23 protein-coding genes and 1 pseudogene are annotated in these 20,960 nt (G+C 69.2%); 6 read left to right on the top strand and 18 right to left on the bottom strand.

The features are described from left to right. Positions 1-23: 23 nt before the first annotated feature. Both ACMCNO_RS22840 and ACMCNO_RS22835 read left to right on the top strand, forming a co-directional pair. The gene (locus ACMCNO_RS22840) at positions 24-701 is read left to right on the top strand and encodes a PIG-L family deacetylase (RefSeq protein WP_412751504.1); all 678 of its coding nucleotides are present in this window, start codon (positions 24-26) and stop codon (positions 699-701) included. A gap of 237 nt (positions 702-938) precedes the next feature. Then, the gene (locus ACMCNO_RS22835; protein WP_412751503.1) at positions 939-2,669 is read left to right on the top strand and encodes an aminotransferase class V-fold PLP-dependent enzyme; all 1,731 of its coding nucleotides are present in this window, start codon (positions 939-941) and stop codon (positions 2,667-2,669) included. Between the two features lie 201 nt (positions 2,670-2,870). Here the strand turns inward: ACMCNO_RS22835 and lgt are convergent, their stop codons facing one another. The 3 genes from lgt to ACMCNO_RS22820 all read right to left on the bottom strand — a co-directional run bounded on the left by lgt (position 2,871) and on the right by ACMCNO_RS22820 (position 5,534). Further along, a complete protein-coding gene (lgt, locus tag ACMCNO_RS22830; RefSeq protein WP_412751502.1) occupies positions 2,871-3,782 on the bottom strand; it encodes a prolipoprotein diacylglyceryl transferase in 912 nt (303 codons plus the stop codon). A 442-nt stretch (positions 3,783-4,224) separates the two neighbouring features. Next, complete coding sequence (locus tag ACMCNO_RS22825) at positions 4,225-4,473, bottom strand: thioredoxin family protein (protein WP_412751501.1); 249 nt, start codon at positions 4,471-4,473, stop codon at positions 4,225-4,227. Positions 4,474-4,484: 11 nt separating this feature from the next. Continuing rightward, on the bottom strand, positions 4,485-5,534 hold the full coding sequence (locus ACMCNO_RS22820; RefSeq protein WP_412751500.1) for a permease: 1,050 nt from the start codon (positions 5,532-5,534) through the stop codon (positions 4,485-4,487). A 710-nt stretch (positions 5,535-6,244) separates the two neighbouring features. On the opposite strand from ACMCNO_RS22820, the pseudogene ACMCNO_RS22815 reads away from it, so the two are divergent. The 4 genes and pseudogenes from ACMCNO_RS22815 to ACMCNO_RS22800 form a co-directional block, all read left to right on the top strand. After that, a pseudogene (locus ACMCNO_RS22815) lies at positions 6,245-6,631 on the top strand (GrpB family protein); the annotation flags it as partial. 271 nt (positions 6,632-6,902) lie between these two features. After that, positions 6,903-9,191 carry a putative bifunctional diguanylate cyclase/phosphodiesterase gene (locus tag ACMCNO_RS22810; RefSeq protein ID WP_412751499.1) on the top strand — a complete coding sequence of 763 codons (2,289 nt, stop codon included), beginning with the start codon at positions 6,903-6,905 and terminating at the stop codon, positions 9,189-9,191. 435 nt (positions 9,192-9,626) lie between these two features. Next, the gene (locus ACMCNO_RS22805) at positions 9,627-10,238 is read left to right on the top strand and encodes an IS30 family transposase (protein WP_412751498.1); all 612 of its coding nucleotides are present in this window, start codon (positions 9,627-9,629) and stop codon (positions 10,236-10,238) included. Positions 10,239-10,259: 21 nt separating this feature from the next. Then, the gene (locus ACMCNO_RS22800) at positions 10,260-10,421 is read left to right on the top strand and encodes an RNaseH domain-containing protein (RefSeq protein WP_412751497.1); all 162 of its coding nucleotides are present in this window, start codon (positions 10,260-10,262) and stop codon (positions 10,419-10,421) included. 578 nt (positions 10,422-10,999) lie between these two features. On the opposite strand, the gene xerC is transcribed toward ACMCNO_RS22800, so the two are convergent. The 15 genes from xerC to ACMCNO_RS22725 form a co-directional block, all read right to left on the bottom strand. Further along, a complete protein-coding gene (gene xerC / locus ACMCNO_RS22795; protein ID WP_412751496.1) occupies positions 11,000-12,145 on the bottom strand; it encodes a tyrosine recombinase XerC in 1,146 nt (381 codons plus the stop codon). Then, positions 12,142-12,348, bottom strand: coding sequence for a helix-turn-helix domain-containing protein (locus ACMCNO_RS22790; protein WP_412751495.1), 207 nt, complete (start codon positions 12,346-12,348; stop codon positions 12,142-12,144). Before ACMCNO_RS22790 ends, xerC begins: the two co-directional genes overlap by 4 nt. Before the next feature lie 26 nt (positions 12,349-12,374). After that, positions 12,375-14,207, bottom strand: coding sequence for a replication initiator (locus ACMCNO_RS22785; protein ID WP_412751494.1), 1,833 nt, complete (start codon positions 14,205-14,207; stop codon positions 12,375-12,377). Next, a complete protein-coding gene (locus ACMCNO_RS22780; RefSeq protein ID WP_412751493.1) occupies positions 14,207-15,364 on the bottom strand; it encodes a hypothetical protein in 1,158 nt (385 codons plus the stop codon). The genes ACMCNO_RS22785 and ACMCNO_RS22780 overlap by 1 nt, the downstream gene beginning before the upstream one ends. Beyond that, positions 15,361-15,651 carry a hypothetical protein gene (locus ACMCNO_RS22775; RefSeq protein WP_412751492.1) on the bottom strand — a complete coding sequence of 97 codons (291 nt, stop codon included), beginning with the start codon at positions 15,649-15,651 and terminating at the stop codon, positions 15,361-15,363. The genes ACMCNO_RS22780 and ACMCNO_RS22775 overlap by 4 nt, the downstream gene beginning before the upstream one ends. Beyond that, positions 15,648-15,824 (bottom strand): hypothetical protein, encoded by a 177-nt coding sequence (locus tag ACMCNO_RS22770; protein WP_412751491.1) that lies wholly within the window; start codon positions 15,822-15,824, stop codon positions 15,648-15,650. The genes ACMCNO_RS22775 and ACMCNO_RS22770 overlap by 4 nt, the downstream gene beginning before the upstream one ends. 5 nt (positions 15,825-15,829) lie before the next feature. Continuing rightward, positions 15,830-16,240 carry an RRQRL motif-containing zinc-binding protein gene (locus ACMCNO_RS22765; RefSeq protein ID WP_412751490.1) on the bottom strand — a complete coding sequence of 137 codons (411 nt, stop codon included), beginning with the start codon at positions 16,238-16,240 and terminating at the stop codon, positions 15,830-15,832. Continuing rightward, positions 16,237-16,557, bottom strand: coding sequence for a hypothetical protein (locus ACMCNO_RS22760; RefSeq protein WP_412753775.1), 321 nt, complete (start codon positions 16,555-16,557; stop codon positions 16,237-16,239). The genes ACMCNO_RS22765 and ACMCNO_RS22760 overlap by 4 nt, the downstream gene beginning before the upstream one ends. 2 nt (positions 16,558-16,559) lie before the next feature. Then, positions 16,560-17,009, bottom strand: a complete 450-nt coding sequence (locus ACMCNO_RS22755; RefSeq protein WP_412751489.1) for a hypothetical protein — start codon at positions 17,007-17,009, stop codon at positions 16,560-16,562. A gap of 123 nt (positions 17,010-17,132) precedes the next feature. Continuing rightward, positions 17,133-17,588 carry a hypothetical protein gene (locus ACMCNO_RS22750; RefSeq protein WP_412751488.1) on the bottom strand — a complete coding sequence of 152 codons (456 nt, stop codon included), beginning with the start codon at positions 17,586-17,588 and terminating at the stop codon, positions 17,133-17,135. Continuing rightward, the gene (locus tag ACMCNO_RS22745; RefSeq protein ID WP_412751487.1) at positions 17,585-18,472 is read right to left on the bottom strand and encodes an FtsK/SpoIIIE domain-containing protein; all 888 of its coding nucleotides are present in this window, start codon (positions 18,470-18,472) and stop codon (positions 17,585-17,587) included. Before ACMCNO_RS22745 ends, ACMCNO_RS22750 begins: the two co-directional genes overlap by 4 nt. A gap of 102 nt (positions 18,473-18,574) precedes the next feature. Then, a complete protein-coding gene (locus ACMCNO_RS22740; RefSeq protein ID WP_412751486.1) occupies positions 18,575-18,916 on the bottom strand; it encodes a hypothetical protein in 342 nt (113 codons plus the stop codon). Positions 18,917-18,929: 13 nt separating this feature from the next. Then, a complete protein-coding gene (locus ACMCNO_RS22735; protein WP_412751485.1) occupies positions 18,930-19,850 on the bottom strand; it encodes a hypothetical protein in 921 nt (306 codons plus the stop codon). Between the two features lie 87 nt (positions 19,851-19,937). Further along, positions 19,938-20,363, bottom strand: coding sequence for a DUF3307 domain-containing protein (locus ACMCNO_RS22730; RefSeq protein ID WP_412751484.1), 426 nt, complete (start codon positions 20,361-20,363; stop codon positions 19,938-19,940). A 248-nt stretch (positions 20,364-20,611) separates the two neighbouring features. Continuing rightward, positions 20,612-20,932, bottom strand: coding sequence for a hypothetical protein (locus ACMCNO_RS22725; protein ID WP_412751483.1), 321 nt, complete (start codon positions 20,930-20,932; stop codon positions 20,612-20,614). Positions 20,933-20,960: the final 28 nt, after the last annotated feature.

The raw sequence follows: 20,960 nt of genomic DNA, 5'->3' as shown, positions 1-20,960 counted from the left end.
CCCGCCCAGCGGCACCTGACGGCGTGCCCGCCTGGCACTCGGTGCTCGCGGTGGTCGCCCACCCCGACGACGAGTCCTTCGGCCTCGGCGCGGTCCTGTCCGCGTTCGCCGCCCACGGCGCCACCGTCTCGGTGCTGTGCCTCACCCACGGCGAGGCGTCCACCCTGCACGGCGTGCCCGGCGACCTGACCGCCGTCCGCGCCGCCGAGCTGCACGCCGCGGCGCAGGCGCTGGGCGTGGACACGGTGGAACTGCTCGATCACCCCGACGGCCGGCTGGCCACCGTTCCCCCGCCGGTGCTGGCCGCCCAGGTCGCCGCCACCGCGGCTCAGGTCGCCGCGGACGGGCTGGTCGTGTTCGATCCCGGCGGCGTCACCGGCCACCCCGACCACCGCGCGGCGACAGCCGCCGCCCTGAGCGCCGCGGCCCGTGCCGTCCTGCCCGTGTTGGGCTGGACGCTGCCCGCCCGGGTAGCGCAGATACTCAACGCCGAGTACGGCGCCGCCTTCACCGGCCACCAGAGCGACCAGATCGACCTCACCGTGCCCGTGGACCGGACCCGCCAGTTCGACGCGGTGCACCGCCACCCCAGCCAGGCAGTACCCGGCAGCGTGCTGTGGCGGCGCCTGGAACTGCTCGCCAACATCGAGTACCTCCGCTGGCTGCCGGAGCGCCGGCAGCATGAGGGCGGTTCCCGATGAGCGTCCCAGAGGCGACCGGGTACGCGCCGACGAGCAGGAACGGCCCGGCCGCGGCTGCGGGCGAGTGGGACCGCGTGTCTCACGCTCGAGGGACATCCATAGCGGCATCGGGTCGCGGTGGTCCGGGCAACGTCGAGGGCGAAGGGCCTGGCCGGTCAGGACCGGCGTCTCTGCCACTGCCGCTCCCGGCAAGATCTGCTGGGTACGTCCGGCCTCGTGTGGCCAAGGAGCGTTGACATGCGGGCGAACACCACCGTGCAGACCACCGGCGGCGCCGAATTGATCCAACGGATCCGGGCCGGGATCATCGGCGAGGGCCAGATCCTCGACGGCCCGTACGGTCCACGTCGGATCACCTACGCCGACTACACCGCCTCCGGCCGGTCCCTGGACTTCATCGAAGATGCCATCCGCGACCACGTCCTTCCCCGCTACGCCAACACCCATACCGAATCCTCCGGCACCGGCCTGGCCACCAGCCGGCTCCGCGAAGACGCACGGCGGATCATTCACGACGCCGTCGGCGCGAGCGCCGAGCACGTCGTCGTCTTCTGCGGCTCCGGCGCCACCGCCGCGATCAACAAGCTCGTCGGCATCCTGGAACTGCGGCTGCCCGACGGCCCTGCCCGCCGCTACCGCCTCCTGGACCAGATCCCGGCCCGGGACCGGCCGGTGGTCTTCGTCGGCCCCTACGAGCACCACTCCAACGAACTTCCCTGGCGCGAGACGTACGCCGACGTGGTCGAGATCGGCGCCGATCCGGACGGGCACATCGACCTCGCCGACCTCGCCACCCAACTCGCCCGTCACGCCGACCGGCCGCTACGGATCGGCAGCTTCTCCGCCGCCTCCAACGTCACCGGCATCCTGACCGACACCGACACGGTCGCCGCGCTGCTGCACGCCCACGGAGCGCTGTCGTTCTGGGACTACGCCGCCGCCGCACCGTACGTGCCGATCCGCATGACCGAATCCGCGCCGGGCGCCGGGGACGGCAAGGACGCGGTGTTCCTGTCCCCGCACAAGTTCATCGGCGGACCGCAGACACCAGGCGTCCTGGTCGTGCGCCGCGACCTAGTCACCAACCAGGTACCGACCAACCCCGGCGGCGGCACGGTCGCGTTCGTCGACCCCGTCGGCCACCGGTACCTCGACGATCCCGTCGCCCGGGAAGAAGGCGGCACCCCGGCCATCGTTGAATCGATCCGCGCCGGACTCGTCGTTGCTCTCAAACAGGCCGTCGGCACCGAGACCATCCAGGCCCGCGAGCAACGGCTGTGGCGGCGGGCGCTGCTCCGCTGGGCCACCAACCCCCACATCGAGGTACTCGGCGACCAACGCGCGCACCGGCTGCCCATCGTGTCGCTGCGCCTGCGACACGGCGAAAAGTACCTGCACCACAACTACGTGGTGGCACTGCTCAACGACCTGTTCGGCATCCAGGCCCGGGGCGGCTGCTCCTGCGCCGGCCCGTACGGTCACCGGCTCCTCGCCATCGACCCGGCACGTTCCCAGGCGTTCCGCGACGAGATCGGGCACGGCTGCGAAGGCATCAAGCCCGGCTGGACCCGGATCAACTTCAACTACTTCATCTCCGACACCGTCGCCGACTACCTCATCGACGCGGTCGAGCTCATCGCCACCGCAGGACACCGGCTGCTCGGCGACTACCGCTTCGACCCGCACACCGGACTATGGCGACACCACCACGCCACGACGGTGGCGTCGCTGCGCCTGGACGACCTGCGCTACACCGCGCAGGGCATCCTGACCGGCCCGGCAGAGCAGCGCACCGCCGGGGAGGAAGCCCTCGCCGGATACCTCCGCCACGCCACGGAACTGATCAGCAGCCGGCCCGACAGCATCGACGGCGACCCCACCGGCCTCCCACCGGACTTCGAGGCGTTGCGCTGGTTCCACCTACCACCGACCTGCGTCACCCGCCCTGACCACACCACCACGAACTGACCGGCCCCGCCCCCGCAGCGCACAGGCAAGCCAACCAAGCGCATCCATCACACCAGCGCATCCATCACACCTGACCCGTCGCCGCCGGCCGCCGGACGGCCCGGCTGACAAAGAACCCAGCTCCAGCAGCACAGGCCGCCGTCTTTCACCCCGTGGTGGCAGGTCTGGCGCGGAACGGGCCGTACCCCCCGTCGTACCTCCCTACTTCGCGGCCTTGCGCTGAAGGTCGTCGCCCGGGGCATCACCGCCGCCTGAGTGAGCTTCGTCGTCCCCGATCACCGAGTCGTCCTCGGCGGCCCGCCCGCTGGCGACGGAGGCTGGCTGACCCCGCCGGGCAAGGACGAGGAAGACGACAGCGGCGGTGAAGATCAGGATGGAGGTCCAGATGTTCAGGCGCAGGCCCAGGATGCGGTTGGCGTGATCGACCCGCAACGCTTCCACCCAGACACGGCCAAGGGTGTACGCGGCGACGTAGAGGGCGAACAGCCGTCCGTAACCGAGGCGGAACCGCTTCTCGGCCCAAAGGAGCAGGAAAAACACACCCACGCACCACAGCGACTCGTACAGGAACGTCGGATGGTAGGTGGCCAGGTCAGGCGTATCGGCTGGGCGATGCGACGCGTCGATGCGCAGCGCCCACGGCAGTGTCGACGGCGCGCCGTAGAGCTCCTGGTTGAAGTAGTTACCGAACCGGCCGATCGCCAGCGCCAGCACCAGTCCCGGGGCAAGGGCGTCGGCGAACGCTGACAGCTTCACCCCGCAGCGCTTGCATCCGATCCACGCGCCGAGCCCGCCGAGCGCGACAGCGCCCCAGATGCCCAAGCCACCGTCCCAGATGTAGAGGGCTTTGATCGGCTGCCTGCCCGCGGCGAAGTACAACTCCGGGTCGGTGATCACGTGGTAAAGCCGGCCGCCGACAATCCCGAACGGTACCGCCCACGCGCTGATGTCCAGCACGTCGTCGGCCCGCCCGCCCCGGGCGGCCCACCGCTTCCGCGTGATCAGGACGGCGACGATGATCCCGGCGAGGATGCACAGGGCGTAGGCACGAATCGGGAGGGGCCCCAGATGCCACACGCCACGGGCGGGACTGGGAATACTCGCCAAGATCATGATTCCTCCGGACTCGTCGGATGCAGTGCCACCATCTCAGCCCGCCACTGCGCCCGTGATCCCGCCCCTGGTCTCGGCCCATCCCAGGGCGGGCGTAGCTGCCCTCGCCTGCGTCGGGGTGGCCGTGATCGCGCGCCTGGAGGAAACCCCCGGTCCAGCTACGGCCAGGATGCCCCGTCACCGCCCTACTGCACCGGCAATGAGGCTGCCCACGTCGGTCGCGTGGCCAAGCGGGCGCCCGGGAGATCACCTCAGCCGGCCGGCTGGGTGACCAGAACGTGGTCGCAGACCGCCACGGCGACATCTGAACCGGCGCGCCCACGCTCGTCACGGCCAGCTTTCCCTCACCGCCTCAGTCCACGCACACCGCGAGCCCCTGACCGTGGTAGTGCTCAGCGGGCTCCAGGCATCCATAGCCACAGCCCCCTCGATGACCTCCTGGTCAACGCTGCGAGACCGTCGCGCTCAGCAGCTGAGCAACCTGTGCTGTGGTCGGCACCCGCCCGGACAGCACCACCCGCTCGTCTACCACCAGGGCCGGGGTGTTCAAAACCCCGTAGCCCACGATGCTGGGGTAGTCGGTGACCGAAGTGACCTCGGCGCTCATGCCCAGCTCGGCCAGGGCTTCGCGGGTCCGGGCCTCCAACGTGTGGCAATTGGCGCAACCTGAACCAAGGATCTTGATGTTCATGGCAGACGCTCCTACAGAATCGCGTTGAACAGGTAACCGGTCGCCAGGATCCCGGTGGCGACAACACCGACGAACGCGGCCAGCAGCTGAGGTTTGAGAACCCGGCGCAGCAGGATCAGTTCGGGCAGGCTCAGCGCGACGACGCTCATCATGAACGCCAGCACGGTCCCCATCGCCACGCCTTTGGCGTGCAGGACCTCGACCAGTGGCAGCACCCCGGCGGCGTTGGAGTACAGCGGCACCCCGAGCGCCACCGCCACCAGCGGCGCGAACGGGTTACCGGCGCCGGCCCACCGGGCGAAGAAATCCGCCGGTACCCAGCCGTGGATGACCGCGCCGAGCCCGATGCCGACCAGCAGGTACGGCCACATCTTGCGCAGGATCTTGGCGACCTCCTCACGGCCGAGCGCGAGCCGGTCGTCGAACGACAGCCGCTGGCCGGGGACCACGGGCACACCGCGCAGGGTGGTGGCGAACACGAACGGCTCCACCCACCGCGGCGGGGCGACGCGGCCCAGCACGTACCCGGCGACCGTGGCGATCAGCAGCCCGGATCCGACGTACAGAAGGGCGATCTTGATGCCGAACATGCCGTAGAGCAGCACCACCGCCACCTCATTGATCAGCGGGCTGGCGATCAGGAACGACAAGGTGACACCCAGCGGCACCCCGGCGGCGACGAACCCGATGAACGCCGGGACCGCCGAGCAGGAACAGAACGGGGTAGCGACGCCGAGCCCTGCCGCGCCCAGATTCGCCACGCCTTCGCGGCGGCCGCCGAGCAGGGCCCGGGTACGTTCCAGGCTCAGAAACGAACGGGCCACCGTGACCACGAAAATGATCCCGGTCAGCAGCAGAACGATTTTCACCGTGTCGGCCAGAAAGAAGTGCACCCCGCTACCCAGACGCGAGTCCTCCGCCAGACCCGCGACCCGGTAGACCAGCAGATCCCACAGCGGCATGTTTCCGAAGTACGCCAGCAGCCAGGCACCGGCCGCGGCGGCCAGCAGCAGGGGCCGCCACGCCGTACGGCGCGCGGGCATCGTCTGCATTGTGCCCATCACACCCACCCACCGGACTATCGGCCGGGATCAGCGGGTCGACGGCACTCAGCACCGGCAACGCCAGGTGCAACCGGTGGCCGACGTCCGTGGCCAAGGTGTCACCGACTCACCGGCCGCGCCGGACGGACCGAATCAGACCCGCCGTACGCAGCACCGTCAAGTGATACGACAGCGGACTGCCGGGCACCCCCGCAATCGGCTGCTGCTGAGAGACACCTCGCGCCCCGTCGGCCCACCCTGTCAGCAGCCGCGACCGCACCAGATCCGCGACCACACCGTCAGCAGTGGTAACGCTTCACCCCTGCCTGCTTCAACCGTACTGAACTATCCGCACCTCAAAGCTGCGCCCCAAGCGCGTTGAGCGGCAGAGCCCAACGGCCCGACCTACAGGACCGGCGTCCCACACGAGCCCGCACAGAAGGGCGTTCTCACCGAGGCAGAGTGTGTCTCAGCTCTGGGGAACGCTTGAGCGTGCGGTGCTGGGCTGAGATCCGACGGAATGGGCACGGTGAGCGATGACATTGAACATCGTGAATCAATGAAGAGTGACCGTGACGGGCGTCGGCTGCCGCCAGAGCAGGCCGCCGCAGCCGCGATGGTGGCCGAGACCCAGGCCCGAGAGCTGGGGCCATGACGCATGACAGCGACGTTGACTCCCAGGCCACCGACGAACCGATCCGTCTTTCGTCCTATGACCCGCCTGGCCGGCTGGCTTTCAGCGGGAAGCCGAGATCCTGACCGAGGTGCTGGGGTCTCATGTCTCGGGCGGAATGCGCCATGTTGGCAGCACGGCCGTCCCGGGTCTGACGACCAAGCCGATCATCGACATCATGATCGGCGTCGCTGACCTCGACTCGCCGCGCCCGTGCGTCGATCTGCTGGCGGAGCCCAGCTACTGCCATGCCCCTCATCGGCACGATGTCATGCACTGGTTCTGCAAGCCGACCCCGGAACATCGCACGCACCACCTACATCTCGTTCCGACCGGCTCTCAACGGCTCACCGATGTACTGGCATTTCGTGACTACCTACGGGCCCATCCCGACGCTGTCCGGCGGTACGAACAGCTGAAACTGCCACTGGCTGCCCACTAGGTCCATGATCGCGATGCCTATACCGACGGTAAGAGCGGCCCGGTCGCGTCGATGGCTGGCAGGGCGTGGGTAAGCGGCATCGCCGTAGCCGACGGCAGGAGTGTTGGTGACGCGGGTGTTCGTGACAAGGGCCCGCGCTCGCGAGCAGTTGGCCGCGGCCGCCGCCCGGCGAACCCTGGAGCGTCGCGATCCGCGCCCGCCTTGATCCGTCACACCGTGGGTGATCCGGACCCGCACCTGGGTGACAACCGTGGGCGGTTATCCATGGGATGTGAGCCGCGACCTGACGCACAGCCCGGCACGCACCGATGGGGGCGGCGGCCTGCATCGCTGGTACCTCGGCGTGGGCGCTGTCGCGCTGGTGGGCGGGACGTTGCTGCCCCCGGCCGTGCGGACCTGGGTGTACGTGGCGTTGGCGGCCTCGCTCATCGTGGCGGTGGCCGTGGGCGCGCGCCGGCACCGCCCAGTCTGGCCCGCGACCTGGTGGCTGCTGGCGGCGGCGGTGGCCATGTCGCTGCTGGCACAGGTGGGCTGGGCGCTGGCGACGGGGCCCGCCGGTGAGCCACGGTTCCCGTCCTGGGGTGACGCCTGCTATCTGGTCATGCTGGTGTTGACCGCGTCGAGCATCTACTGGTGGGTCCGGCCCGCCGAGCGGCGCAGCGGCGCGGTGGACGCCGGGATCGTCGCGCTCGGCGGCGGCGCCGTGCTGTGGACGCTGGTGGTGGCACCGCTGCTGTTCGACGGCCGGTTCACCGGCCTGCGTCTGGGCAGCTACCTGCTGTACGTGAGCCTGGACCTGCTGATCCTGGTATTTACCGTACGGGTCGTGGTGATCTCCCGGGTACGCACGCCCGCCTATCGGCTCATGGTCGCCGCGGCGGGGTTGCTCGTGGCCACCGACACCACCAACTACGTCTCGCTGCTGGCCGGTACCAGCCGTGACACGCTCACCGCCTTCGGCTGGCTCGGGACGTATCTGCTTCTTGGCGGCGCGGCCCTGCACCCCTCGATGGCACGCAGCACCGGCAGCATGCCGGCCAACCCGTCACCGGCATCTCGGCGCCGGCTGGCGACCTACGTGTCGCTGGCCCTCGGTGTCAGCGCGCTCAGCACCGTCAGCATCGCCGCCTCCGCCCTGCCCGCCGGCCAGTCGGGGCGGCTGATCGTGCTGGGGATTCTTGGCGCCGCGATGTCCGTGCTGCTGATCGTCCGGCTGTCGCAGCTGGCCACGCTGCTCAACCGGCGTACCCATCTCGATGCGCTGACCGGCCTGGGCAGTCGCGTCGTGCTGCAGGACCGCCTCGACGAAGCCAGCTCCCAGCACCGGGTCCTGCTGTTGGTCGACCTCGACGGGTTCCGGGACTTCAACGACGCGTTCGGCCATCAGGCCGGTGACGCGATCCTGATCGAGACCGGCGCCCGGATCCGCGCGCAGGTGCCCAGCAACGCCGCCGTCGTCCGGTTGAGCGCAGACGAGTTCGCCGTGTGCGCGCCGGCCGCCGACGACGACCGCGACGGCGGCAAGATGGCCGCGCGCATCCTCGCCGCGGTTCACCAGCCCTATCGGGTACGGGGGCTGACCGCCCGCCGCTTCGGTGCCAGCATCGGTGCCGTGGCCTTGCCCGCCGGGCAGCCGTGCTCGCCAGCATTGCGCGACGCCGACCTGGCGTTGCGCGTCGCCCGCACGGGCGGCGGTGATCAGGTCGCCGTCTTCGATCCCGCGGTACACGCGGAACGGCTCGCCAACGCCGAACTGGTGGCACAGATGCACCACGCCGTCGAGACCGGCGAATTCGAGGTGCACTATCAGCCGATCGTCGACCTGGCCACCGGGGACGTCGCGGCCGCGGAGGCGTTGCTGCGCTGGACCCGCCCCGACGGCACCCGCATCCCGCCCGACCGTTTCATCCCGCTGGCCGAGCAGAGCGGTGCCATCACCGCCATCGGTGACTGGGTGCTGCGCCAGGTCTGCACGGATCTGCGCCGGCTCTGGGCCGAGCACCAGATTGCCGTCACCGTCAACGTCTCCGCCCACCAACTGCGCGACCCGCTGTTCGCCGCACACTTGCTGAACCTGCTGGACGCCTGCGCCTTACCCGGCCGGGCGCTGATCGTCGAGATCACCGAGACCGTGCTGGTCACCTCCGTCACCGACGCCGCCACGGTCACCGCCCAACTGCAGGAACTGCGCGAGCGCGGGGTACGCATCGCCATCGACGACTTCGGCACCGGTTACTCCTCCCTGGCCTATCTGCGAGAACTGCCCGTCGACATCCTCAAAATGGACGGCTCCTTCACCGCTCACCAGATCGACAACGGCGGCACCCGCGAGATCGCGTTCATCCGCGCCATCCTGGACCTCAGCCGAAGCCTCGGCCTGGTCACGATCGCCGAAGCGGTGGAAACCGCCACCCAGGCGGAGCGCCTGCGGGCCCTCGACTGCAACCTCGCCCAGGGATACCACTTCGCCAAACCCGCCCCCGTCAGCGACCTCCACATGTTACTGAACAAACACAGCCGGCCCGCACTCGTCACCCGCGCTGCGACGGCGAGTCAGTAACGAAATGGCGAGTTCAGCCGGTCGTAGCATTTGATCTTGGCGGGTCGGTGGGACAGGATGCCCGCCCGTGCGCAAGATGTTGACCCTGGCAGATCGTGAAGATATCCCGGGGCCTGGCCGAGGGCCTGGAGTACAAGCAGATCGCCGTGTTGATAAGCAGAAACCCGTCGGTGGTCTCGCGGGACGTAGCCCGCCATGGCGGCCGTGCGCGATACCGGGCGGTCGCCGCGGAGCGGGCCGCGACCGCGGGCCGGCGGCGGCCGAAGACATACGCGGTCGACCGGGCACCGCGACTGCGGGCGGTCGTGACGCAGTTGCTGCCTACGGGCTGGTCGCCCGCGTCGATCGCGGGTCGGTTGCCGCACGACTATCGCGACGATCGGGCTGTACGGGTGTCACACGAAGCGATCTACCAGTGGATGTACGCCCAGGCCGGTGTCCACCCTGGCCCGGGAGCTGCTCGCGCTGCGCACTGGCCGCACGGCCCGCCGCTCGGGTCCACGCCCGCAGCCGGCGCCGCGTATCCGCGAGCCTCGCTACCTCGACGAACGCCCCGCCGAGGTCGAAGGTCGGCAGGTACCGGGCCACTGGGAAGGCGACCTGGTCATCGGCAAGGCCGGCAAGTCCGCGGTAGCGACACTGGTCGAGCGAACCTCTCGGTTCGTGGTCCTGGTCCCCCTGGCCGGCCGCGATGCGCTGACCGTCGGCGACGCGGTGATCGCTGCCGCCGGCACGCTGCCGCGGCAGATCGCCCGGTCGCTGACCTGGGACTGCGGCGCTGAGATGGCCCAACACGCCCGGATCACCGCGGCCGGGCTGCCCGTCTACTTCGCCCACCCGCACTCACCCTGGCAGCGCGGCAGCAACGAGAACCTGAACCGCATCCTGCGCGAATACTTCCCGAAGGGCGTCCCGATCACCTCAGACCCGAAATACTTGGCGATGGTCGCTTCCGAGATCAACGACCGACCCCGTAAGATCCACAACTGGAAGAAGCCCGCCGAGATATTCACCGAACTCGTAGAGGCAAATGCTTCGACCGCCTGAATCCGCCCCGCACTGGCGCATATGACCGCGCGCCTATGTACCCAGTCCTTCGGCTGGACCCGGCGAACCCGCTACCCAGTCCGACTGCACGCCGCCAACCAGATGGATCTCGATCACCCCCAGTTCCGCAGATCCGCACGCGGCGAAGACCCTGAAGCTGACACGCTCGGCGAAGCCCGGTGACCGACGACCTGACCGAAGCCTGAAGACGGCAGGCTGAGTTCCTCCGCTATGCGATACATTTACGTCACGACAGCTCACGCGGTGCAATTTCCCGAGATGGGTTGCGGGGGAGAGGTGCTCGTCTCATGGGATGTCAAGTGGTGGACGCTGCCGCCCAGTCCGCCCGTCTGAACCCCTTTTCCGTCGGCATTCTCATGCCGGTGTCAGGTATTCCCCGCGTACTCCGTGACACAAGCGCCCCTTCGCTCCATCGGGGCATTGCGTTGGATGAAGTGGCAGGCGCCGCACTTGATCGGGTGTGGTCACACTCCTGGTCACAGCATTGATCAACTTCTCCAGGATTGGGTGATATCGGGCGGCACGGTGGTGTCGTTCTGTCCGATTCTGCGTACATAAAGATGCATGCTGACATTCCTTGATAGAAATGTAACAATGCTGGGGGTCAAGGGGTCGCAGGTTCAAATCCTGTCAGCCCGACACAGGTCAGAGGGCATATCCCATCGATGGATATGCCCTCTTCTCGTTCCTGGGTGACTAACTGGGTGACTACGCTTTCTCCCGGGTGACTAACGCGGTGACTACGCGCGGTTGGTGTCGTGCGGGCCGAAGATGCGGTCCATGGCGACGGCTCCGTTGAGCAGCACTGGCCGCAGCTGGTGACGGTAGACGCTCTCGGTGATGGATGTGCCGGAGTGCCCGCACAGGTCGGCGATCTCTTCGAGGCTCATGCCGTTGTCGGACAGCAGCGACACGAAGCTGTGCCTCAGCTCGCGGGGTGTCCATTGGGCGGGGTTGAGCCCGGCGGCTTTGATGACGGGTCGGAAGGCGCGCAGGACATTGTGTCGGTCGAGTTGGGTTCCGGCTTTGCTGGCGAAGACGAGCGCGTCGCCGGTGGGTTGGCCCTGGCGTTCGTATTGGTCGGTGAGGACCTGGACGCAGCGGGCGGGCAGCGCGAGGGAGCGGCGCGATTTGCGGGTCTTGGTGTCGCCGTCGACGCGTATGGAGCGCCAGACGTGGACCGAGGGCGGGATCGGCGGATCGGCGTCCGGTTGCCCTTCAAGGTCGACGTGTGCCCAGGTGAGTGCGCGAAGCTCCTCGGTACGGGCACCGGTCATCAACGAGAGCACGACATACGCGTGCAGGGTGCTGCGCTCGGCAGCGGCGAGCAGCGCCTTGGCCTGATCGAACGTCAGGGATTTCGACGGTCGGCCGTCGAGCCCGTAGGGCACGTTGCACAGGCTGACAACGTTGCGCATGACCTTGTCGCGGGCCATGGCCCGGTTGACGGAGCGGTTGAGGATCGAGTGCAGCAGGCGCAGGGTGCGTGTGCTGAGGATCTTCGATTTGGCGGCTAGCCACCGGTCGATGTCGTTCGCGGTGAGGTCGCGTAGTTTCCGGGCGCCGAGGTCCGGCGCGATGTGGGTCCGCGACAGCACAGTGTAGTTGCCGACGGTGTTCGCGGACTTTCCGCTCAGCCCGTAGGCCAGCCAATCGGCCAAGGCGTCGGCGACGGTGAATGCGTTGTGGGCGATCGATAGCCCGTCCTCGTACTCGCGGATCTTCTTCCGGAGTGCGTTGTTCGCCTCGGTTTTGGTTTTGCCGCTGGCTTTGCGGACGATGCGCTTGCCTGCCGGGGTGTAGCCGACGGTCACTGAGGCGATCCAGCGCTGTCGCGCTTCATCCCAGTGCAGTCCGCCGTCTCCGCGACTACGGCGTTTGGTCATGCGGCGACTCCTCTCGTGCTCTCCCGTTCCAGCAGGGAGACGTATTCGGTGATGGCCGACTCTGGGACGAGTCGGGTCCGGCCTTCCTTGACGGTGCGCAGTCGGCCGGAGCGGATGAGTTCGTAGATCACGGAGCGGCTGAGGCTCAGTTGCCGCATGGCTTCGGGAATGCGGTAGAGGGCCTTCCGCTGCGGTTCGGTCAACGGTGTTCCTTCCTGGTGGGGATGGGTCAGGCGGCTTGCAGGGGGCGTGCCTGGGCGGAACCAGCTTCGTGGGCCAGCTCGTCGCGGCCGGTTTCGTGTCGAGCGCGGGCCATCGCGGCAGCGGTGTTGGCAAGGAGTGCGTCGCCGTTGTTGTGCCATCCGACTCCGGCGAACGACAGGGTGCCGACGATGAGGGTGGTCTCCTCGCCCTGGTGGTCGACGGCACGCACGGTGCCGGGGTCGGCGTCGGCCCGGTCCTCGGCACGCCGGAAGGCCACGCGGGTGTCGCGCAGGGTGGCGAAGCGGACGACGCGGCGGCGGGTCTTGGTGAGGAAGTGGCCGCCGAAGCCGAACCGGTGTGCCCAGCGGCGCAGCCGTGCATACGGGTTGGTGCCCTGGGTCGTGTTCGTCGGTTTGGTGTCAAGGTTGGCTTGACGTTCGGCGACGCAGACGGGGCAGGCGCGGTAGCGGGTGTGGGTGCCGCAGTCCGGGCAGTCCCAGGGCTCACCGAACGGACCAGTGTGGATTGGCGCGGGCCGATGGGCGGCCGGGAGTTGGCGGCTGTCGCCGGGCTGGGGTGTGGGGCGGCCGAGGCGCCAGCAGGCGTCGAGGAGTCGGGCGATGTGGTCGCCGTCGGGGTCGGCGTAAATGCCGATGGTGTCGGTGTCGAGGCGGGTGGAGGAGAAGCCGGTGGCCTCGGTGCTCTTGGTGGTGTACTTCGCGAGGTAGCCGGCCTTCTGGGCGGCGACCTGTTCGGCGATCAGGTCGTCGGTGATGCTGCCGTCCCCGCCCAAGGTGAGGGCCTGAACGTCGAAGCCCTTGTCCGGGTCGCCCCATCGGATCTCCCACCCGTCGGGCCGGTCCGGGTGCGGCGGCGTGGTGAACCGGATGGTGCGCACGGCGTGCTGGAGGGCGGCGATGATGTCGTCGACGTCGACGCCCGGCGGGGGAATGAGGACCGTGTCGGGGTCGTCGGGGTGGACGCCGTCGAGGCGGATCAGGGCGTGGAAGTGCACGACGGCGCGGCGTTGCATCTCGGCGGCCTTGCCGTGGGTGAGCTGCGCCGGGGCGACCATGCGCACCGTGCCCGCCGTGGTGGTCTTGGCGACCGGGGGCAGGCCGCGGCTGGCGCAGAGCTGGGCGAGGTAGCGGTCGGCGGCCTGCTTGGTGCGGTGCCACAGCTCGGTGGCGTACAGGTTCCAGACGACGTGGTGGTCGTGGTCGTAGCAGTCCAGGCACAGCGGGCGCCCCAAGATCGGGTCGTCGAGGGTGTGGCGCGCCCAACAGACAGCGGGATTGCCGTGCTCGCAGTCACCGGCGTCGCGGCGCGCATGGCACGGCTCGGGGCGGCAGTCGCAGCGTTTGCGGTTGGTGCAGGTGTGCTCACGTACGACGCGGGTGTGCACCGCGCCGAAGGAGGGGGCGGTGAAGGTGGGGAACGCGGCCGGGTGCCGGGCGACGGTGGTGGGGATGCCTTTGCCGCCGACCAGGAATGAGCGCAGGATCTGGAACGCGTCGCGCTGGTAGGTGCGGGCACAGGAGGGGCAGGTCGAGGCGAGGCGGGTGCCACACGCCTTGTAGATCGCGGCGTCGGGCAAATGATCGGTGTGCCGGGAGTCGAGCAGGTTGCCGGTCCGGTCGTACGTGTCGAGGGTGCCGGACAGCCGGATCGGGCGGGTGCAGCCGCCAGCGGCCTGGACGTGGGCGAGCCAGCCGAAGTAGTCCGGGCGGGACGCGCGGGCCAGGGCCTGCCCGGCGGCGGATGACGCGGCGGGCGGTGGGGTCCAAGCGGGTTCGACATTCGAGCCCACACCCCGGGCAGACTGCTCCCGGGGTGCGAGGTCCAGCGTCGACTCCATCAGGCAGCAACCCCAGAGCGCGGGTGCTGCGGGCTACGCCGGGGCTGGCACAGCAGGTGCCTGCCCAGCTCGGTGAGGACGGCCGCGAGGGGCTGCCCACACGAGGTGCAGGGCTGTTCGGCCAGGCCGCCTGGCATCGGTTGCGTGGCCCGCTGGTCGGGGCCGGTGTGGGTGAAGGTCACCGTGTGTTCGATGACGGTGATGCGGCAGGCCGGGCACTGCTGCTCGCGGGGAACGCGACGGCCGCATGCGATCGTGACGGTGGTGGTGCCGGTCCGAAGTGTGACGGGGCGGCGGCACTGCCCCCCGGGGTTGACCGCGATGACGGAGCGGCGGGTGTCGTACGGGTGGGGTTCCGGGTCGGCCGGACAGGTGTGCGTGTAGTGGTGGACGTCGACCTGGATGGCGGTCATCGGGCACCGTCCAGGGCCGGGACGTGCCCGTTGGCCCGGGCGACCGGGGCGGGGTTGTCGATGGTGGCCAGGAGCCGTCCCGCGATGGCCGGGGTGGTGTTCAGCCGGGCCGCCAGCTCGTCGGCGGTGAGTGGCTGGGTGGAGGTTTGCCGGTGCTGCACGGTGATCATGCGGGCGGCCGACATCAGCCGGGCCGGAAATCTCCACCGTGGGATGACGGTCCGTGCTGGCCGGCGGTGCGGTGAGTATCGGCGCCGGGGTGACGTTGTCGACGGACGCGGTGGCTGTGGCCGGTTCGGTGTTCGCCCCGATGGTGGGCGCGGTGTTTGGTGGCCGGGTGGCTGGAGCGAGGACTAGTTTCACCAGGGCCATGAACGCCAGGGCGGGTACGGCGGAGAGCAGCCAGCCGGACGGGCCGGGTTTGGCGACGGCGAGCTGCGCGGCCAGGGAAAGGCTGGCGGCGCCGATGAGAAGGGCCAGGGGGTAGCCGATGGGGCTGCCGGTACGGCGGCGTCGGCGGATCGTGAGTAGCGCCGCGATCGGGACCAGTTCGGAGATGACGGCATTGGCCCAGCCGAACCAGCCGGGCGTCCCGGCCGGGGTGTTGTACATGGTCCAGTCGTGGACGTGGGTGAAGGAGGCCGCCCCAGCGAACGCAGCGACCAGCAGCAGGATGGTGATCAGGACCAGGCCCTCGACCCGTTCGCTACGGGTTTTCGCGGGTACGGGCGGGGTCGGGGTCATCGGATGCCTCCGTCGTTGGTGGCGGGTACGACGGCGATGACGCCGTTGCACTGGCTACACCAGACGGCGGCCAGGCCGTCGTCGAGCAGTTCGTTGACGCGGTCGTCGAGGGTTTCGTGTTCGGCCGGGAACACCGACGTGTCGCCGCATTCGGTGCACCACCGCTGCGTCGGGCACAGCCGCAGGACAGGGCCGAGGTCGGGATGGATTCCGGCAGGGCTCATCCCGTCGATGCACCACACGCAGCCGGGTGCGGTGGTGGAGTCGTGCCGGTCAAACAGACTCATCGCAGGGCCTCCCTACGGGTGCGGCCGGTGAAGAAGTAGAGGTCGACCCCGTCGGGTACCGCCGTGGCGGCCGGGGTGGTGTCAGTGCGGGAGTAGCCGAAGCCCAGCTCGTCGACGGTCTGGGTGTGGGTGGTGTTGCGGCGCTGGAACAGGGTGCGGAGTGGGTTGTGCATGGGGGTCACCTCCCGGGTTCGCAGATGAGGCAGGCGCCGGTCCGGCGCGGGATGTAGTAGCCGCGGGTGACGCCGCAGGTGCGGCAGGTCCGGCGGGCGAGCAGCGCTTTGCCGATCGCGGCGAGCTGGGCCGGGCTGGCGGTGCGTTTGGGTGCGGCCAGGTCCCGCCGGTACAGGTAGGCGGTGCGGAGTTGTTTGCGGTGCCGCCACAGGATTTGCGCGGCGATCGGCTGACCGCCGGGGCGCAGGCCCTCGGCGCGGAGCTGCCGCCGGGTAAACAGCCCGTCGGGGGCGTAGTGGAACGGGAAGGTAGGCAGGCCGTGCCGGATCCCGGCGGGGTCGTAGAACTCGGCGCGGATGGCGTTGCAGTCGGCCAGGTTGTCCAGGCCAGGGCTGCGGATTTCGGCAGTGGTCATCGGTCTGCCCCCCACCGCTGTTGAGCGGCCTGGCGGCTGATGCCCAGGCGGGCGCCGATGTCAGCCCAGGAGTAGCCATGCGACCGCAGGCCGGTCACGGCGTCGGTGATGGCCTCGTCCAGCAGGGCGGACAGGCCGGTCATGTCGGCCAGGGCCTCGATGTCGCCCGAAGCGATCCGGCGGGCGTAGGCGCGGACGATGCGCCGCACGAACGCGGCGTACTCGTCGTTCTCCACCAAGTCCCGACGACGCGGAGCGCGACCGTTGGTGGGCTGGGTGGTGTGGGGGAATGTCAGGACACCGTTGACGGTGGACAGGCTCACCGGGCACCCCCGGTGGTGTGGATGCGGTCCCAGTCGTCGGCGGCCATGATGAGGCACTCGACGACCTCGTCGAGGGTGCGGCCGTCATGGTCGTTCCAGTCACCGATGACGTCGATGGCGCTGGCCGGGAATCCTTCGGCGGGGACATAGCCGCCGTCGAGCCAGTCGGCAAAGACCCGCATCGCGGTGAGCGCGGTGCGCGCTTCGGGGTCGTCGGGGTCGAGGGTGCCGATGCCTTCGGCGAGGCAGCGACCGGCAGCGGCGGTCATGATGGCGCCGGAGGCGCAGGCGGGCGGGAACGGCCCGCAGGTGTCGGCGAGAAGGTCGAAGAACTGGTGCTGGGTCCAGCCGTGCCGGGTGAGGTAGGCGGCGGCACCGCGCAGCAGGACGGCGGGTGTCGTGCCGGGTTGGTGGTCGAGGGTGGGCGGGTGGTGGGTAGCCTTCATGGCAGCCACGTCCTTCCGTTGCAGGGATGGCGTTTGGTGAAGGGCAGGACCGGCCGTGCTGGCAGGCGTGGAGCCGGTCCTGTCGTCTGTTCAGGGCTATGCAGTTGTCGTGCGCGTGGCGGGTCAGCAGCGGGGGCAGTGCCGCCGGGATCGGCGGGTGAGCCCGGCGAGAAGCGCGGCCAGGCCGAGAAGGCCGAGGGTCGGCGCCGCGTGGGCGGTGGCGAGTTCGGCGAGCTGGCCGAGCAAGAACGCACCAAGGGCGAGCAATCCGACGAGTACGCCGGTGATCGCGGTGACTGTGACGGCGATGCGGGTACGCCGGGTGGCACGGGTACGGGCGTAGTCGCCCACGGAGGCGACCCGGATGGGTTCGCGGAGCCGGATGACGAGCTGGAATCGGTCGCCTGGCAGGGGCCGGGGTGTGGTGATGGCGATGAGGGTTCCGGCGGTGCGGTGCCTGGTGATCAGGTTGACGAGCTGGGCGGCGGTGCCGACCACGGTGTGGTCGCGGGTGACGGTGGGGCGATGGCCGGCGGCACGCGCGGTAACCGGGCGGCCGGGTCGAGCGTGGATGGTCATGCGGCGATCTCCCAATCACTGGTGACGGGCATTGCAGGAGCGGGAACGGTGATGCCGGACGGGCGCCGCAGCCAGGCGGCGTAGTCGGCGATGGCGTAGATCTGCGCGTCTGTCAGGAACGCGCACTTGATCCGGCCCGGGATACCGCCCTCGGCCAGCAGCCAGGCAGCACCGCGGTTACCGGGGTCGATGTCGGTGGCCGTGTAGCCGAGGTCGGCCCAGCCCTGGCCGAGGATGACGTCGGAGCTGCCGTTGGTGGTGCAGCGGAATGCGCACCGGTAGCCGAACAGGTCCCGCAGTGAAGCGGGGATGATGTCCCAGGAGGTGCGTTGGGTGGCGGCGATGACCGGCATCGCGCAGGCGCGGCCGAGTGACACGAGGCCGCGGAGCAGGCCCTCGAATTCTTCTTGCTGGGCTTTGGTGCCGAGCACGGTGGAGAACATGGCGAGTTCGTCGATGATCGTGACGATGGTGGTGAGCCCGTCGCCGGGCGTGACTTTGCGGCGGCGGTGGGAGAGCAGCCATATGTAGCGGTTGGTGGCGACGGTCAGCAGTCGTCGTAGGACTTTGATGGCTTCTTCGATGTTGTTGCCGATGAACGCGTCGGCGATGTCGGCGTAGGGGCCGAGTTCGACGAACTTCGCGTCGAGCAGCACGAGGCGGGTGTTGTCGGCCAGGGCGGCGGTGGCGGCGGCGAGGTTGATCAGGCCGGACTTGCCTGCGCCGGGTTCCCCGGCGATGAGCAGGTTGTGGTAGACGGTGTCGAGGGTGACGTGGTGGCCGAACTCGTCGATGCCGATGAACATCGGGTCGAACATCGACAGTCGCGGGCCGACCGGCACCCGGTCGGCGTCCAGCGGGTCACGGGCGAGCGTTGTGGTCATGGTGCGGGGCCTCCGGTTGGCGGTAGATTCGGCCGGTACCGACGCGAAGGACGCATGTGCTTGGAGGCCGTGGCGTTCCTCCGCGTCGGTGCCGAATTCGGGTCAGTCAGTGATCGGGTTCCGGTCCACGGCGGTGCGGTGGTGTGCTTCCTGGACGAACAGGTCCGCGTTGTAGGCGCACGTCGAGGCCCGGGTGAGAAGGTCGAGACCCTCTCCCTGGGTGGCGTCGGCTGGGGTGTGGTCCCCGCTGTTGTCGAGGAACTGGAGCACGAGGGCGTACGACGCCTGCATGAGCAGACCGGCGAAGCCCTCCAGGTGTGCGACCAGAGCGTGGTTGTCGCTGTTGGTGTCGGCGGCCCACAGGTCGGCGTGTCGGGTGACGTCGCGGGGTGTAAGGCGGTTCTTGCACTCGTACAGGTCGTAGTCGGACAGCTCGGCGCTCATCACGGGTGTCCTTTCAGTCCCAGGGGTCGTCGTCGACGGGCTCGGCCGGGGCCGCCTTGGTCGGCTTCTTGCCGTTGGGATGGGTGGCCGACTTGGCGGCCGAGGCGATCGGGTTGGGGTCGGCCGGGACGTCGGGCAGGTCCAGGGCCGTGGGCACCGCACCGGGTGCCGTCTGGGTGGGGATGCCGGTCGGAACGAGGTTCGGCAGCGAGGACTTGACGTCGGCGTCGAGGACCTCGCGGCGTTTGATGTCGAACCGCAGGTACGCGGCGTTCTTGTTGGCGCTGGCCAGCTCGACCACACACGTGGTGGCATGGCAGGCCACGGCGATCTCGCCCAGACGCGCCTGGAGACGGGCGAGGGAGAGGCCGGGGCGCAGGTAGACCCAGACGCGTTCCCCGACGCGGGTGGGGCGCGCCCAGAGGATCAGGGGCAGGCTGCCGGACTTGTTGGCGATGATGAACTGGGAGAAGCACACCCGTAGGCGGTGCCGCACGATGAGGCACCAGGCCAGTGCCTCCACCCGGCGGCGCAGGTACGGCACGGCGGCCGGAACCCCGATCAGGAGTGCGAGGATGCCGAAGGTGACGGCGGCGGGGGTGGCGTCCGCGAGGGCGATCCACCCGTAGGTGAGCCCGATGGCGGCGGTGATCTCGAAGAACCACCACCAGAGGATTCGCAGGACCGGCCAGATCCGGACCAGCACCCACACGACGCCACCCGTGACGGTGGCGATCGGGGCGGCGAGCAGCCCGGCGAGGATCGGGTGCATCCGATCGGAGGCGATGCTCATCGTGGCCAGGCCGACCACGATGGCGGTGATGATGAAGGCGAACCGGGCGTTGCGCTCCGAGGAGCGGTGCACCTTCTGCTCGATGACGGTCACGGTGCCGGAGCCACGCCGGAAACCGAAACCTCGGGTAGATTTGGACACGACTTGTCCTCCCTGGCAGGGGTCGGATGGGTTGGGTATGGCGTGGGGTCGGCAGGTTGGTAGCCAGTACCGACCCCGCGCGTCTTCCTAGAGGCAGCCGATGAGTAGCGCGGCCACCCAGAGGCAGCCGTGGTGCAGGGCTTGGTCGGCGAGGTACATGCCGCAGATCGGTGTCATGCGATCAGCGAACGCGGCGGAGCCGGTGTGCTGCAGAATCCAGCGGACCGGCCAGCGCCGGTCGAGGATGGCATGGGTGACGGCGGAGAAGCCGAGTCCCGCGAGTACGCCGGTGACGGTGAGCGGCACGTCCAGGGTGACGGCCGTGACGATGAGCATGAACAGTGCGGTGGCGTGGTAGGTGCCGACGTGGATGAGCAGGTGACGCCAGCCGCGCCAGCCGGGGGCTGCCTTGGCGTTGGCGTCGGTGTCGGTCTGCACGATGTGGTCCGCGAGCTGGTGCGCGCCCACGAGGGTCGCCAACGCGACGGCGAAGACGAGAGCTGAAGTGGACATGGTCAACCCGCCCCTCTCGATAGGGGTTGGAGTGGTTGGGAAGGCGGCGAGGCCGGCAGGTTCGGTAGCCAGTACCGGCCCCGCGCCACACTTCGGAGTTGCTACGGCCTGTCGGCCGATGGGCCAGGAGCACTGGACAGCCAGCGATGTTCCTGGACCGGTACGTGGATCAGGTGGGATGTTGACCGCGAACGGTCGAGGACTGCCACGGACACTGTGGCGTTGTGTTCCGGTGCTTGCGGGAAGTGCTACTTGCTCACCGGGGTACTCGTCAGGGGCTTCAGCGACGCCGCGCGGAACGCAGTGCCGTTACGCCCGTTGGTCGCCCATGCCTTGGCCTCCAGCGCTTCGAGCGCGACGAACTGACCAACCTCCACCGACGGAATCTCACCGACCGTCGTGACGTTGATGACCTCGCCGCCCGTTTCGTCGAGCGCGACGACCTGGGTTGACCACATGGGACGGCCCGTTCCCCTCTCGGACCGCTGATTGCCCTTCTCGTCCACCTTCGGCGCAGCCTTCTTCGCCACCGTGAACGTGATACCGGTCGTGTCCACGTAGATCTTCACGAGGGTTACCTCCCTGATAGTGAGCCTG

Origin of the sequence: Krasilnikovia sp. M28-CT-15 (genome assembly GCF_047159595.1) — a bacterium.
Taxonomy (GTDB): Bacteria; Actinomycetota; Actinomycetes; order Mycobacteriales; family Micromonosporaceae; genus Actinoplanes.
Note: the sequence above shows the minus strand (reverse complement) of the source record. Positions and strands in the feature narration are given on the sequence as shown.